Origin of the sequence: Nonomuraea sp. PA05, from assembly GCF_008086045.1 — a bacterium.
Classification (GTDB): domain Bacteria; phylum Actinomycetota; class Actinomycetes; order Streptosporangiales; family Streptosporangiaceae; genus Nonomuraea; species Nonomuraea monospora.
Window position 1 is genome coordinate 296,175 of record NZ_VSEY01000006.1, and the last position, 14,762, is coordinate 310,936.

The window sequence follows — 14,762 nt, forward strand, 5'->3', positions numbered from 1 at the left end:
CTACACGTTTTGGAACGGTCAGTGCAATACCGGTCAGGTGGCCTGCCGGAACGTGTTGAGGAACACCTTGCGGGTGTCGGCCTGGTCGTCCCACTTCAGCTCGGGCAGATCGATCGTGATCTTGAACGCGGCGGTGTCCATGGAGACGTACCTGGTCAGCGCGTGCATGGGGACACCGTTCGCGGTGGTGTAGGTGTACTCCCAGTCGGCGGCCTGCCAGTCGCGGTAGTCGACGGACTGGAGCTGCACCTGGATGTAGCTCTCCAGGCCGCCGTCCGCCTCCAGCCTGCCCAGCTCCGACAGCCCGCCGTCGGCCTGCGGCGCGCCGCGCTCCACCGTGATCCGCATGCCCGAGTCCTTCGGGCCGCTGAACGTGGCCACGCCGCCGGACGTCGCGAGCTTCCAGTCCTGCGGCACGGCGGCCGAGAACCCGGGGCCCGTGTGCTCCTTGTACCCCTCGGGGATGATCGACGGCTCGGTCACGTCCTCCGTCGTGGCGCTCTCCGAGACGGTGGCCGAGGTGGTGACGGGGGCCGGTGAGGAGCCGCCCGTCAGGACGATCCACAGGGCGCCCGCCACGACCGCCACGGCCACCAGGGAGCTGACGATCGTGAGCACCGTGGGGCGGCCGTCGCGGATCCACGCGCCGTCCTCGTCCTCCACCCGGCGGCGGCTCTTGCCCGAGCGCGGCGCGCTCGCCGGGAGCGAGGCCAGGCGGCTGCGGGAGATGTCGTGCGACAGGTCCCGCGACTGCTCGCGCAGGTCGTCGGCGGAGGCCAGCGGCCACGGGGTGGCGGCGGACGAGTTCCGGCTGTCCGTGGTCAGCGGCAGGATCGGCTGGGGGTGCGGGCCGCTCGGGTCGTCCAGGTCGTCGAGGCCGCGTCCCGTCCGCCGGCCGGGAGGCGCGCCGAACGGCGGCTGCGGGCCCGACGGGGCGGCCAGGGAGTCGTACGGGCCCGAGCCGCCGGCCAGGGAGTCGTACGGGCCTGACGCGCTGCCGAGCGAGTCGTACGGGCCCGACGCGCTGGTCAGCGAGTCGTACGGGCCTGATGCGCTGGTCAGCGAGTCGTACGGGCCTGAACTGCCGGACAGGGAGTCGTAACCGCCTGATGAGCTCGCGAGCGAGTCGTACGGGCCGCGCGGCGGAGGCTGCTGCTGGGGTGCGCGCGGCAGCGGCGGGAGCTGGTCGGTGCGGTGACTGCCCGACGGGCTGGTCATCCCGTCGTACGGCATCGCGTGGCCGCCCGACGGGCTGTTCAGCGGGTCGTACGGCACCCGTACCGGACCCGAGGGGGTCTCCACGATGCGTGACGGCATCGGCCCCGACGGCGTGTCCAGCGGCGGCAGCAGCCCGGCCGGGGTCGGGTCGCTCTGGCTGGGCAGCGTCTCGGGGGCGCGCGGCCTGGGCGAGCCGTGCGCGCGCAGCACCGCCTCCAGCATCTCGATCACCTGGACGGCGGTGAGCCGCTCGGCCGGGTTCTTGCGCAGCAGGCCCTCGATCACCGGCATCAGCGAGCCGGCCCGCTGCGGCCTGATCGGGTCCTGGGTGACCACCGCGCCGAGCACCGCCACCGGGTCGGGCCCCTCGTAGGGCGGCCTGCCCTCGACGGCGGCGTACAGCGTCGCGCCGAACGACCACAGGTCGGCCGCCTGCGTGATCGGCTGGCCCGACAGGCGCTCCGGCGGGATGTACGCCGGCGAGCCCATGAGCAGCCCCGTCTGGGTGATCGTGACGTCGCCCTCGATGGCCGCGATGCCGAAGTCGGTCAGCACCACCCGGTCCTGGGTGAGCAGCACGTTGCCCGGCTTGATGTCGCGGTGCAGGATGCCGGCGGCGTGCGCGACCATGAGCGCGTCGAGCACCCGGATGCCGATCTCGGCCGCCTGGATCACCGGGAGCGGCCCGCTCTGGCGTACGGCCTGCTCCAGCGACCACGCCCGGACCAGCTCCATCACGATCCAGGGCCGGCCGTCCTCCTCCACCACGTCGTGCACGGTCACGATGCCCGGATGTGTCAGCCTCGCGGCCGATCGGGCCTCGCGCAGCATGCGCCGGTGGGCCACCTGCTTGCCCGCGTGGTCGAGGCCGTAGGGCAGGATCAGCTCCTTGACGGCCACGTCCCTGTCGAGCAGCACGTCGTGGGCGTGCCACACCATGCCCATGCCGCCCCTGCCGACGGGCGACATCAGTCGGTAGCGCCTGCCGATCAGGCGTCCCTGGCTCTGCGGAGCGCCCCCCGTGGCACCACCCTCTGAGCCGGGCCCGCTGAGCAAGCGGTCGGCTGCCATGTCCACGCCCCCATCTCGCCTCATCCGTCACGTGCGTTCTTCACGCTACTTGCAGATTGTGAGGATCGTTACGATATCGGCGACGAATCTGCAAGGGAAGGCGACGATGTCTTACTTTGCTACTGACATCGGGATATGTCTGCACTAAAATGGATCACTTACTCGCTGCGGCAAGAGCCGCCAAAGCGCTGGTGAACGCCTCGGCAGGCGGCTCCACCAGGCCCGCGCCGACCTGACCCGTCCCCGCGACCCGGCCCGCGATGCCCGTGTTCACCACGGGAAGCAAACCCGTCCGCGCCACCAGCGTGACGTCGACGCCGACCGGGGTGCCACGGAAACCGAGACCCGGAATCTGGTAGACGGGGTGCTCGGCCAGCGTGATCTCGTACATGGAGCGGGTGGCCCGCACCGCGTCCGACACCTCGCCGCCCACGAAACGCACGATCGCCGGGGACGCCGCCATCGCGAAACCGCCCAGGCCCGACGTCTCCGTGATCGTCGAATCGCCGATGTCCGGGTTGGCGTCCTGCGGGCCGTACGAGCCGAGGTAGAGCCCGTCCGGCACCCCGGCAGGGCCCGTGAACCAGCGCCCGCCCAGCCCCGACACCTGGACCCCGAAGTCCGTGCCGTTCCTGGCCATCGCGACCACCAGCGACGAGCCCGGCACGTCGCGCGCCGCGTCCGTGGCGGCCTTGCCCGCCGCCATCCCGACGTTCAGGAAGAAATGGTCGTTGCCGTTGATGAAGCGCAGCACCTCGGCCGCCGCGCCCGGCGCCGACTCCACCACGGCGGGGGCCAGCTCGCGCAGCAGCAGCGAGGTGGCGGCCCTGTTGCGGTTGTGCAGCTCGTCGCCCATCTGCAGAGCCTGCGCGATCAGCGAGCGCAGGTCGATCGGGCCCGTCCGCTCCAGCGTCGCCGCCAGCGCGGGGCCCAGCACCCGATCCATCCAGCGCAGCCGCTCCAGCACCTCGGGGCCGTACGCGCCGTACCTGAGCACCTTGCCCAGACCCTCGTTCAGCGAGCAGTACGCGGTGCCGCCGTGCTCGTCGTCGCGCACCTCGAACAGCCACATCGACGGGCTCACCACGCCCGCCATCGGGCCCACCGCCGCGTTCTCGTGACAGGGGAGCAGCGCCACCGCGCCCGCCGCCAGCATGTCCGCGGCCTCGTGCTCGTCGGCGGCCCTGCCCTCCAGGAGCATCGCGCCGATCAGCGCGCCGCGCATCGGGCCCGAGGCGCGGTCCCAGGTGATGGGCGGGCCCGCGTGCAGGAACGTGTCCGCGCCGAGCAGCTCGGACGCGCGCCGGACGCCCACCAGGTGCGGGCGGGCCGAGGTCAGCCTGTTCACGGCCAGGGCGTTGGCCTCCTGGCGGCGGGGGTCGGCCAGCACCGTGGCCAGGGCTTCTGCGGTGCCGGGGAGGGGCGGGCGCCAGGCGACCGGTTCCGTGGGGACGGCCTGGGCGCGCAGGGCCTCGTCGAGCAGGCCCGCGCCCACGGTGATCACGCGTGGGGAGGAGTTCAGCAGGCTCGTCACGATGACTCCGTCGGGCTGGGCACGGGGTGAGGCGGGCGGGCCTTCTGGCGCTGCGGATGCGTCACAGCAGGCTCCTGGCGTGGCGGGCGGCCTGGGCGTTCGAGGTGAAGACGGACGCGCCCGCCTCGCGGAAGGCCGCGACCTGCCGGTGCGGGTCCTGCGGGTCGCCCTCGGCGCCGATCAGGGCGACGACGACCGTGGCGGGCGTGCCGGCGATCGCGGGCGCCAGCGAGGCGGCCGGGTCGGGGTCGGCGCCGTGGCCCAGGACCACGTCCATGAGCACCACGTCCCGCTCGCCGGCGCGGGCCAGTGCCTCCACCCGCAGCGTCGGGTCGATCATCGGATGCGCCCGGCCCCTGGTGAAGGCGTCGTCGCCGTAGTCCACGAAGTCGCCGTGCCCGGCCAGCAGCGCCGCCTCCACGCCCAGGGTGCCGCCCGAGTACAGGCCCTTGATCCGCTTGGGCGCCGGACGGGTGCCCGGCGGGGCGAGCCAGGACGGCCACTCGGGGACGGGCCTGCCGAGGATGCGCAACGCCTGCTCGGCGGCCCGCGTGAGGTCGCCTGCCGGCACGAGGCCGGACGCCCGCGATGAGCCGTCCTCGGCGGCCCGCGCGGAGCCGTCCCCAGCCGTCCATGCGGAGGCGCCGGCGGGTGGGCCCAGCAGGACCGTCACCACGGGTTTGCGCAGCGGCCGCCCCAGCACGGCCCGAGCCACCTCGGGCGCGGGCGGCTTGGAGACGAACACGATCAGCTCCGTCGCAGGGTCCTCGTCCAGCATGCGCAGCGCGCGGCGCGCCGACAGGCCGCCCACCTCGGCGGACAGATCCCTGCCGCCCACCCCCAGCACGTGGCTGACGCCGACGCCGGCCCGGTCGAGCAGGCACGTCACCTGCTGCGCGCCGGTGCCCGACGCGGCGACCACGCCGACGGGGCCGGGGGTCAGGACGTTGGCGAAGCCGAGGCCGGCGCCGCCGATCGCGGCGGTGCCGCAGTCGGGGCCCATCACCAGCACGTCCCTGACCTCGGCGAGCTCCTTGAGCCGGCGCTCCTGGGCCAGGGTGACGCCGTCGCTGAAGATCATGACGGGGAGCCCGGCTTCGATGGCGTCCAGGGCCTCGAAGAAGGCGTACTCGCCGGGGGTGGAGACGAGGACCAGGTCGGCGGGGCCGCGGGTGGCGGCCGAGCGGGTGGTCAGCGGGGGCTGCTCGTCGGGGGTGGCGCGCGGCCGGTCCACCTCGGTGAGCAGCCGTTCCGCCTGCCCTGCGGCGGTGTCCGTGTCGTGGGCGCGTACGGCGATGAGGAGGTCGCCGGGGTCGGAGGCGGGGACGTCGAAGCCCATCTCGCGCAGGATCGAGACGTTGAGGTCCGTCGCCATGGCCACCATGGCGGCCTGCACGCCGGGCAGCTCCGACAGGGCCCTGCTGACCCGCATCAGCGTGACGGAGTCGTGGTAGGCGCCCCGCCGCACCAGAACAACCTGCGGCACGCCGGTCGCCGCATCCCGATCGGCACCGCCGGTCATCGCGCCCCGCTCAGCGAGCGCACCGCGGTCACGCCGATGGCGATGCCCTGCGCCAGGTCGGCGCCCGAGGTGTGGCCGAGCCGGTGCAACCGGCGCAGGGCCGGTTCGAGCGGCTGGCGGCCCGCCACGCCGCGCAGCACCCCGGTCACCTCGGGGCTGGCCTCACCCCTGGCCGCGCAGTGCAGCAGGGTCGCGGAGATGGGCGTCGTACGCGTCCGCGCGTCGAACGTCACGGCCGCCGCCAGCCAGTCGGCCAGCCACACCGCCCGCTCGCAAGAAGCGGCGGTGCCCAGCCGCCGCAGCGTCACCAGCAGCCCCGCCAGCACGTCGTCACCGCTCGGCGTCAGCCCGGGCCCGAGGCCCACGAGTCGCTCGGCCGCCGTCACGGCCCCCAGCAGCCAGCCCTTGGCGCAGCCGGAGGCGAGCATGTCCACCGCGCCGTTGCCCGCGAGCCCCGCGCCGGGCGGGTCGTGGGGCAGGGAGTGGTCCAGTAGGGCAGGGTCGAGCCGGCCGAGTGGCGGGGCGGGATCCCACCAGCGGCGCACGCCGAGGCTCAGGGGGCCCAGCTCGATCGCCCGGTCGCCGACCGTGGCGTCGTCACCGACGGTGAGGTGCGGCAGCGGGCCGGTCAGGAGCACGGAGTTGGGCAGGCGGGTGGCCTCGCCGGTGATGACGGCGATCACCGAAGGCTCCAGGTCGGTCCTGACCTCGAGGTACACGCCCGCGGGGAAGGCCGCGAGCACCCGCGCGGGACGGCGCTGGGATTCCAGGACGGGGCGGACGGCGGTGCTGGCCGCGCCCGTGACGTGGACGCGGGTGCGCCGCGTGGATGTACTGACGGTCACCGGACCTCCCAACCGACCTTGGACCTGACCGTAGAACGGCCGCCGAACCCTCCGTACGGGTAAATTTGCCAACAGTCAGCGGGTTGGTTGGCTCTTCCTGACAGACGGCTTCTGGGTTCACAATTTCCCCATGGAGCCCCCCGTCCGTCTCGCCAGCACCGGCACGATCATTCACGGCGTGTCCGTCGGAGAGGTGCTCGGCGTGTCCACGCTCGCGGAGGCCAGGCTGATCGCCGGGGAGAGCGGGCTCGGCCGCATCGTGCAGCGGCTCAACGTCATGGAAGTGCCCGACATCCTGGCCTGGGTCAAGCCGCACGAGCTGCTGCTCACCACCGGCTATCCGCTGCGCAACACGCCGCAGTCGCTCGGCCGGCTGGTGGCCGACCTCGACGAGCGCGGGCTGGCGGCGCTGGCGATCAAGCTGGGCCGCTACGTGGACGAGCTGCCGGGCGAGATGGTGGAGCAGGCGGACCGGCTCGGCTTCCCGCTCATCCTGCTGCCGAACGACGTCGGCTTCGACGACATCCTCAACCAGGTGCTGACCGACATACTCAACCGGCAGGCCGCCGTGCTGGCCCGCGCCGAGGAGGCGCACCGGGCGCTGGTGCAGGTGGTGCTGGCGGGCGGCGGCCTGGACGAGGTCACCGCCGAGGTGGCGCAGCTCCTCGACGTGGCGGTGGCGGCCGTGGACGGCACGGGCCGCGTCCTGGCGACGGCCGGGCCCGGCGACCACGTGGCGGTCCTGCGGGAGTCGATCGGCCGCGAGGGCCCGCCGACCTCGCAGGCCCGCACACCGGCGGCGCGCGCCCGCTCGTTCGCCTCGGTGCCCGTGCTCGCCGGCGGCCACCACCACGGCAGGATCGTCGCCTACAGCCCGGCCGCCGCGATCAGGGACAGCGACGTGGGCATCCTGGAGCGCGCCGCCACCGTCGCCGCCCTCGTGGTCACCCGGCAGGAGGCGGTCAACGCCGTGGAGAGCAAGTACCGCGCCGACTTCCTGCGCGACGTGCTCACCGGCCGGGCGGGCACGGCCGAGCGGGTGACGGCCCGCGCGCGGGCGTTCGGCTGGGACCTGTCGCGGCCGGTGACCGTGCTGGTGGCCGAGCTCGACCCGGACGGCGACGAGCGCAGCGCCCAGGACCGCCTCGTCTCCTGCTGGACGGCGGCGATCAGGCGGCACGACCCGCAGGGCGCGGTGGCCGGATTCTCGCACGAGGTGGTGGCCGTGGTGGACGCCGCCATCGACGCCGCCCGCGTGGCCAAGGACGCCGCCGCGGCCTTCGCCGACGTGCCGCCCGCCACGTTCTCCACCGGCACCTCCCGGCCCAGCCCCGGCGCGGAGACGCTGCCCGAGGCGTACTCGCAGGCGCTGAAGGCGGCCAGGGTGGGGCGGCAGCTCCACGGGCCTGGCGCGGTGGCGCACTTCGACCAGCTCGGCGTCTACCGGCTGCTGTCGCTGGTCAACGACACGGAGGAGCTGCACGCGTTCGTCAGGGAGACGCTCGGCCCGCTGGCCGCCGACGACGACGCCGAGAACGCCGACCTGCGGCGCACGCTGCAGTCACTGCTGGAGACCAACCTGAACGTGGCGGAGACGGCCAGGCGGCTGCACTTCCACTACAACACGCTGCGCTACCGGATCGGCAAGCTGGAGCGGCTGCTCGGCAACTTCACCGACGACCCGCACCTGCGGCTGAACCTGACGCTGGCCCTGCACGTGCTGCGGATGCGGGGCATCTAGGCTGCTGGCTTGTGGAATCTCTGGAATTCGAGCTGCGCGACGACTACATCCCGCTGTGCGACCTGCTGAAGTACTGCGGCATCACCGAGACAGGGGGGATGGCCAAGCAGCTCATCGACGAGGGCATGGTCCAGGTGGACGGCGAGGTGGAGCTGCGTAAGCGGGCCAAGATCAGGGCGGGGCAGGTGGTCAGCGGCGACGGGTTCGAGATCCACGTCGCCTAGCCGGTGCACGCGCACCTCTGGGCACCCTCTATTGTGCTCTCCAGCATCAGACAGGAGACATACCCGCAGTTCAGGCGGGAGATCGAGGTGTGTTCGTGGCGCTGGGGTGGAAGGTGCACGGCGATGGTAAGCGCCTGACGCCGGGTGAGGTGGTCAAGCCGGACGAGCGGCTGAGCTGGCCCAGGATGGTGGGCATCGGGGCGCAGCACGTCATCGCGATGTTCGGCGCGACGTTCGTCTTCCCGCTGGTCATGGGGCTGGACGCGAACCTCGCCGTGATGATGTCCGGGGTCGCGACGATCCTGTTCCTGCTGATCGTGAAGGGCAAGATCCCCAGCTACGTCGGGTCGAGCGCGTCGTTCGTGGGCGCCGTGGTGGCGATCAGGGCGGCCGGCGGCGGCGACGCGACCGTCACCGGGGCGCTGCTCGCCGTCGGCGTCGTGCTGGCGGTGTGCGGGTTCGCCATCCACAAGCTGGGCGTCGGGGTGATCCACCGGGTCTTCCCGCCGATCGTGACCGGCGGGGTGGTGATGCTCATCGGGTTCGGGATGGCGTACGTGGCGGCGGACGTCTACTGGCCGAAGGACCCGTGGGCGGCGCTGCTGACGATGGCGGCCACGTTCGTGTTCATCGGGGTGTTCAGGGGCTTCCTCGGCCGGATCGGGGTGCTGCTCGGGCTCGTGTTCGGGTTCCTGCTGTCCTGGGTGTGGGACCTGGTGGGCGGGCCGATCACGGCGCCCGACGACAGCGGGAAGGTGACCGAGCACTTCCGGGTCAACCTGGACGCGGTCGCGCAGGCCGACTGGATCGGGCTGCCGTCGCTGCACGGCCCCGTGTTCGAGGCGTCGGCCATCGTGCTGGTGCTGCCCGTGGTGATCGCGCTGATCGCGGAGAACGTCGGGCACGTCAAGGCCGTGGGCGAGATGACGGGCGCCGACGTGGACGGCTACATGGGCCGGGCGGTCATGGCCGACGGCATCGGCACCGTGGTGGCCACGTCCGTGGGCGGCTCCGCGACGACCACGTACGCCGAGAACATCGGCGTCATGGCGGCCACCAAGGTCTACTCGACCGCCGCCTACTACATCGCGGCGGTCATCGCGATCCTCTTCGGGCTCTGCCCGAAGTTCGGCGCGCTCATCGCGGCCACCCCCGGCGGCGTCCTGGGCGGGGTGACGACCATCCTGTACGGCATGATCGGCCTGCTCGGCGCCAAGATCTGGATCGAGAACAAGGTGAACCTGTCGGAGCCGGGCAACCTGGTGCCGACCGGCGCCGGGATCATCTGCGCCATCGGCCCCGTCGCGTTCCCGATCACCGACACGTTCGCGCTGAGCGGCATCGCGCTCGGCACGATCGTGCTGCTCGCCGGCTACCACCTGCTGCGCGCCGTGCGCCGGTAGCCCGCTCACATCCGCCGCCCCGCCGTGTGCGCGAGGTTCTCTCTGGTCGGCCGGTCAGATTTGGCAGATCATGCCCGTGTAGGAGCGTGCCAGCAGGCCTAATGTGCCCGCAAACGGCACGTCCAGGCGCCCGGCACAAAAGGGGCTCGCATGGCTTGGGGTTGGACAAAGCACGGTGACGGCAAGCACCTGGCCCCCGACGAGGTGGTCAGGCCCGACGAGAGGCTGAGCTGGCCCCGGATGGTGGGGTTCGGGGCGCAGCACGTGATCGCGATGTTCGGCGCGACGTTCGTCTTCCCGCTGGTCATGGGGCTGGACCCGAACGTGGCCGTGATGATGTCGGGCGTCGCGACGATCCTGTTCCTGCTCATCGTGAAGGGAAAGGTGCCCAGCTATCTGGGCACCAGCGCGTCCTTCGTCGGCGGCGTGTTCGCCATCAGGGCGGCGGCGGGCGGCGACACCGCCGGCGCGGACGCGACAGTGACCGGCGCCATCCTGGTCGCCGGGTTCGTGCTGGCGCTGGCCGGGCTGGCGATCCACTTCCTCGGCGTGCAGGTCATCCACCGGGTGTTCCCGCCCGTGGTGACCGGCGCGGTGGTGATGCTGATCGGGTTCGGGCTGGCGTTCGTGGTGGCGGACGTCTACTGGCCGCAGGACCACTGGGTGGCGCTCGTCACGATGCTGATCACGTTCGTGGTGATCGTGGCGTTCAGGGGGTTCGTCGGGCGGATCGGGGTGCTGGTCGGGCTGGTGGCCGGGTTCGCGCTGTCGTGGCTGCTGGACCAGTTCGCCGGGCCCGTCACGTCCGTGCTGCCGGGCGCCAACCTGCGGGACGCGGCGGGCAACCCCTGCCCGGCCGAGGGCACGTACTGCGTGGCCACGGCCTTCCCGCACGACCGGGTGAGCTTCCAGCCGGTGGCGGACGCGCCGTGGTTCGGGCTGCCGAGCTTCCACGCGCCCGACTTCAGGACGTCCGCGGTGCTGCTGGTGCTGCCCGCCGTGATCGCGCTGATCGCGGAGAACATCGGGCACGTCAAGGCCGTCGGGGAGATGACCGGGACGGACGTGGACCCGTACGTGGGGCGCGCCGTCGTGGCGGACGGCGTCGCCACCATGGCCACCAGCGCGGTCGGCGGCTCGCCCACCACGACCTACGCCGAGAACATCGGCGTCATGGCGGCCACCAAGGTCTACTCGACCGCCGCCTACTACATCGCCGGCGTCATCGCGATCCTGTTCGGGCTCTGCCCGAAGTTCGGCGCGCTCGTCGCGGCCACGCCCGGCGGCGTGCTCGGCGGCGTGACCGTCATCCTGTACGGCATGATCGGCCTCCTCGGCGCCAAGATCTGGATCGAGAACCGGGTGAACTTCGCCGATCCGGTGAACATGGTTCCGATCGGGGCGGGCATGATCCTGGCCATCGGACCTGTGAAGCACGCCATCGGCGGCGATTTCACCCTGGAGGGGATCGCGCTCGGCACGATCGTGGTGCTGGGCGGATACCACCTGCTGCGCGCCATCGCCCGGCGCGAGCCCGAGCCCGTCAGGAGCGAGGCCGGGTGAAGCCGCCGCCGTTCACCTACCACGCGCCCCGCGACCTGCCCGCGGCGCTGCGCACGCTGGCCGAGGCCGGCGGGAAGGTGCTGGCCGGCGGGCAGAGCCTCATCCCGATGCTCAACATGCGGCTGGCCGCGCCCGAGCACGTCGTGGACATCAACCGGGTGGCGGGGCTGGACGGCGTCGAGGCGACCCCGGCCGGCGTGACGGTGCGCGCGCTGGCCAGGCACGCGGACGTGGAACGGGCCGGGGTGCACCCGCTGCTCACCCGGGCGCTCAAGCTGGTCGCCCACCCGGTGATCCGCAACCGGGGGACCGTGGTGGGCAGCCTCGTGCACGCCGATCCCGCCGCCGAGTTGCCCGCCGTGCTGGCGGTGCTGGGCGGGAGCGTGCGGGTGGCCCGCTGGGACGGCCGGGTCACGGTGCGGGAGGTGCCGGCCGACGAGTTCTTCGTCGGGCCCATGGAGTCGGCGGTCGGGCCCGGCGAGCTGGCCGTGTCGGCATTTTTCCCGGCATTGGGGGAAGGGGCGGGGGTCGCGTTCGAGGAGATAGCGCGCAGGCACGGCGACTACGCGCTGGCCGGGGTGTGCGCCGTGGTCACCCCTGACAGCGCCAGGGTCGCCTGCATCGGGGTCGGCGCGCGGCCCGTCGTACTCGACCTGGATCGGAACGGCGACTGGGGCGCGGCGGCGGCTCTCGTGCGCGAGGCGACCGAGCCGGAGAGCGACATCCACGCCACCGCCGCCTACCGCAGGCACCTGGTGGGCGTGCTGGCCGAGCGGGCGCTGCGCGACGCGGCGCGGGAAGGGGCGGCGGCCCGTGGAGCATGAGATCACCCTCGTCGTGAACGGCACGGCCAGGCGGGCTCGCGTACCCGGGCGGCGGCTGCTGTCCGACTGCCTGCGCCACGACCTGGGCCTGACCGGCACGCACGTGGGCTGCGAGCACGGCGTCTGCGGCTGCTGCACGGTGCTGCTCGACGGCCGGCCCGTACGGTCGTGCCTGACGTTCGCCGTCACCGTGGACGGCGCCGAGATCACCACCGTGGAGGGGCTGGCGGAACGCGACGGCAGGCTGTCGGCCGTGCAGCGCGCGTTCGCCGAGTGCCACGGCCTGCAGTGCGGGTTCTGCACGCCCGGCTTCCTGTGCACGGTGACGGCGCTGCTGGAGGAGAACCCGGCGCCCACCGACGAGGAGGTGGTCGAGGGCATCTCCGGCAACCTGTGCCGCTGCACCGGCTACCAGAACATCGTCAAGGCCGTCCACCGGGCCGCTGAGCTGCTGGCGGAGGAAGCATGACGACCAGGTTGTTCGGCGAGTCCGTCCAGCGGCGCGAGGACCCCAGGCTGCTCACCGGGCAGGGCCGCTACCTCGACGACCTCGGCCGCGAGGCGCTGGCGGCGGCGTTCGTGCGCTCGCCGCACGCGCACGCCCGCGTCCGCGACGTGGACGTGACGGCCGCGCTCGACGTGCCCGGGCTGGTCGCCGTCTACACCTGGGAGGACCTGCCCGAGCGGGTCGGCCGGGCGCTGCCGCTGCTCATCCCGCACCCCGCGCTCACCCACGGGCGCACCGCCTACCCGCTGGCCAGGGACGTGGTCAGACATGTCGGCGAGCCGGTCGTGATGGTGGTGGCCGCCGACCGGTACGCCGCCGAGGACGCCTGCGCGCTCATCGAGGTCGACTACGAGCCGCTCAAGCCCGTCGTCGGCATCGAGGAGGCCGTCCAGGGGGCGCAGCTCGTGCACGAGGACGTGCCGGGCAACGTCGGCGCGCACCTCGTCCAGGAGGTCGCGGCGGCCGACGGGCGCGGCGCAAGGGAGGCCATCGAGACCTCGCCGCACACGCTCGCCTTCCGGCTCGACATCGAGCGCAGCGCCAGCATGCCGCTGGAGGGCCGCGGCGTGTACGCCCGCTGGGACGGCCGCGACCTGCGCGTCTACTCCAGCACCCAGACCTCCACCAGCGTGCGCATGGCCGTGGCCGCCGCGCTCGGCCTGCCGCTGCCGCACGTCGAGGTGATCGCCCCCGACGTGGGCGGCGGCTTCGGCGTGAAGATCGTGCACCCGTGGCCGGAGGAGGTGCTCGTCCCGTGGGCGGCCATGACGCTCGGGCGGGAGATCAAGTGGACCGAGGACCGCAGGGAGCACTTCATCTCCTCGGCGCACGAGCGGGGGCAGGTGCAGTACGTGCGGGTCGGGTTCGACGACGACGGGCGGGTGCTCGGGCTGGACGTGACGATCCTGCACGACCACGGCGCCTACACCCCGTACGGGATCATCGTGCCGATCGTCACCTCCACGCAGTTGCTGGGGCCGTACAAGCCGGGCTCGTACCGGGTCGAGTTCACCGCCGTCTACACCAACACCGTGCAGGTCACGCCCTACCGCGGCGCCGGGAGGCCGCAGGGCGTGTTCTGCATGGAGCGCACCATGGACAAGATCGCCCGCTACCTGGGCAAGGACCGGACGCGGGTGCGGGAGGCCAACTTCATCCGGCCCGAGGAGTTCCCGTACGACCAGGGCATGACCTTCCAGGACGGGCGGCCACTGATCTACGACAGCGGGAACTACCCGGAGATGCTGCGGATGATCAAGGAGTTGATCGGCTGGGACACCTTCGAGCGCAGGCCGGGACTCGGGATCGGGATCGGGTGCTACGTCGAGGGCACCGGCGTGGGGCCGTACGAGGGCGGGCACGTCCAGATCACCTCCGACGGGCGGGTGCACGTCTCCACCGGCCTCACCTCGCAGGGGCAGGGGCACGAGACGGCGTTCGCCCAGATCGCCGCGACCGAGCTGGGCGTGCCCATCGAACGGGTCAGCGTCGTCACCGGCGACACCCGCAGGTTCGGCTACGCCGTCGGCACCTTCGCCTCCAGGGCGGCCGTCGTCAGCGGCAACGCCATCGCGCTGGCGTGCAGGAAGGTGCGCGAGAAGGCGCTGCGCATCGCCGCCGACGCGCTGGAGGCCGACCCGGACGACCTCGACATCGCCGAGGGCATCGTGCACGTGGCCGGCGCGCCGTCCGCCTCCATCCCGCTGTCCACGGTCGCCGTGCTGGCCAACCCGCTGCGTTACGCCTTCGACGAGGAGACCGCCAAGGCCACCCAGTTCGCGGCGGCTGCTTCCCCGGACCGGCCGCCGGTCGCCGAGGGGGAGGAGCCCGGGCTGGAGGGGCGCGACTACTACTCGCCGATCAGGTCCACGTTCGCGGCCGGGATGCACGCCGCCATCGTCGAGACCGACCCCGACACCGCCGAGATCAGGGTCCTGCGGTACGCCGTCGTGCACGACTGCGGGCGGCTGATCAACCCCATGATCGTGGAGGGGCAGATCCACGGCGGGGTGGCGCAGGGCATCGGCGGGGCCCTGTACGAGCGGATGGTCTACGACCAGCACGGGCAGCTCGTGAACGCCTCCTTCATGGACTTCCTGATGCCGTACGCCACCGAGATCCCGCACATCGAGACCGGGCACCTGGAGACGCCGTCGCCGCTCAACCCGCTGGGGATCAAGGGGGCGGGGGAGGCGGGGGTGATCCCGGTCTCCGCGGTCATCGCGTCAGCGGTGGAGGACGCGGAGGGGATCGGGATCGACCGCATGCCGATCTCGCCGTCGGAGCTGTTCGAGCTGCGCATGGGATGA

General features: G+C 72.7%; 11 protein-coding genes. 7 read left to right on the plus strand and 4 right to left on the minus strand.

Annotated features, from left to right (window positions below):
• Positions 1-33: 33 nt before the first annotated feature.
• The 4 genes from FXF51_RS12235 to FXF51_RS12250 form a co-directional block, all read right to left on the minus strand.
• Positions 34-2,289, minus strand: coding sequence for a serine/threonine-protein kinase (locus FXF51_RS12235; protein WP_148434397.1), 2,256 nt, complete (start codon positions 2,287-2,289; stop codon positions 34-36).
• A gap of 154 nt (positions 2,290-2,443) precedes the next feature.
• Complete coding sequence (locus FXF51_RS12240; protein ID WP_262379459.1) at positions 2,444-3,823, minus strand: DUF1116 domain-containing protein; 1,380 nt, start codon at positions 3,821-3,823, stop codon at positions 2,444-2,446.
• 61 nt (positions 3,824-3,884) lie between these two features.
• On the minus strand, positions 3,885-5,309 hold the full coding sequence (locus tag FXF51_RS12245) for an FdrA family protein (RefSeq protein WP_262379460.1): 1,425 nt from the start codon (positions 5,307-5,309) through the stop codon (positions 3,885-3,887).
• Between the two features lie 32 nt (positions 5,310-5,341).
• Complete coding sequence (locus FXF51_RS12250) at positions 5,342-6,190, minus strand: DUF2877 domain-containing protein (RefSeq protein WP_262379461.1); 849 nt, start codon at positions 6,188-6,190, stop codon at positions 5,342-5,344.
• Between the two features lie 130 nt (positions 6,191-6,320).
• On the opposite strand from FXF51_RS12250, the gene FXF51_RS12255 reads away from it, so the two are divergent.
• From FXF51_RS12255 to cutA, 7 genes are all read left to right on the plus strand, one after another.
• Entirely contained in the window at positions 6,321-7,931 is a 1,611-nt protein-coding gene (locus FXF51_RS12255; protein WP_148434401.1) for a PucR family transcriptional regulator, read from the plus strand.
• Between the two features lie 11 nt (positions 7,932-7,942).
• Positions 7,943-8,155: an RNA-binding S4 domain-containing protein gene (locus FXF51_RS12260; RefSeq protein ID WP_262379462.1), complete on the plus strand. Its 213-nt coding sequence runs from the start codon at positions 7,943-7,945 to the stop codon at positions 8,153-8,155.
• Between the two features lie 95 nt (positions 8,156-8,250).
• Positions 8,251-9,558: a uracil-xanthine permease family protein gene (locus FXF51_RS12265; protein WP_148434402.1), complete on the plus strand. Its 1,308-nt coding sequence runs from the start codon at positions 8,251-8,253 to the stop codon at positions 9,556-9,558.
• A gap of 150 nt (positions 9,559-9,708) precedes the next feature.
• Positions 9,709-11,121 carry a uracil-xanthine permease family protein gene (locus FXF51_RS12270; protein WP_148434403.1) on the plus strand — a complete coding sequence of 471 codons (1,413 nt, stop codon included), beginning with the start codon at positions 9,709-9,711 and terminating at the stop codon, positions 11,119-11,121.
• On the plus strand, positions 11,118-11,945 hold the full coding sequence (locus FXF51_RS12275) for an FAD binding domain-containing protein (protein WP_148434404.1): 828 nt from the start codon (positions 11,118-11,120) through the stop codon (positions 11,943-11,945). The genes FXF51_RS12270 and FXF51_RS12275 overlap by 4 nt, the downstream gene beginning before the upstream one ends.
• Positions 11,935-12,414: a (2Fe-2S)-binding protein gene (locus tag FXF51_RS12280; protein WP_148434405.1), complete on the plus strand. Its 480-nt coding sequence runs from the start codon at positions 11,935-11,937 to the stop codon at positions 12,412-12,414. The genes FXF51_RS12275 and FXF51_RS12280 overlap by 11 nt, the downstream gene beginning before the upstream one ends.
• Positions 12,411-14,762: an aerobic carbon-monoxide dehydrogenase large subunit gene (gene cutA / locus FXF51_RS12285; RefSeq protein WP_148434406.1), complete on the plus strand. Its 2,352-nt coding sequence runs from the start codon at positions 12,411-12,413 to the stop codon at positions 14,760-14,762. The genes FXF51_RS12280 and cutA overlap by 4 nt, the downstream gene beginning before the upstream one ends.

Excerpts from the sequence above, each read along its gene's own strand:
- FXF51_RS12270 (WP_148434403.1), top strand. The coding sequence starts at position 9,709 with ATGGCTTGGGGTTGGACAAAGCACGGTGACGGCAAGCACCTGGCCCCC.
- cutA (WP_148434406.1), top strand. The coding sequence starts at position 12,411 with ATGACGACCAGGTTGTTCGGCGAGTCCGTCCAGCGGCGCGAGGACCCC.
- FXF51_RS12255 (WP_148434401.1), top strand. The coding sequence starts at position 6,321 with ATGGAGCCCCCCGTCCGTCTCGCCAGCACCGGCACGATCATTCACGGC.
- FXF51_RS12235 (WP_148434397.1), bottom strand. The coding sequence starts at position 2,289 with ATGGCAGCCGACCGCTTGCTCAGCGGGCCCGGCTCAGAGGGTGGTGCC.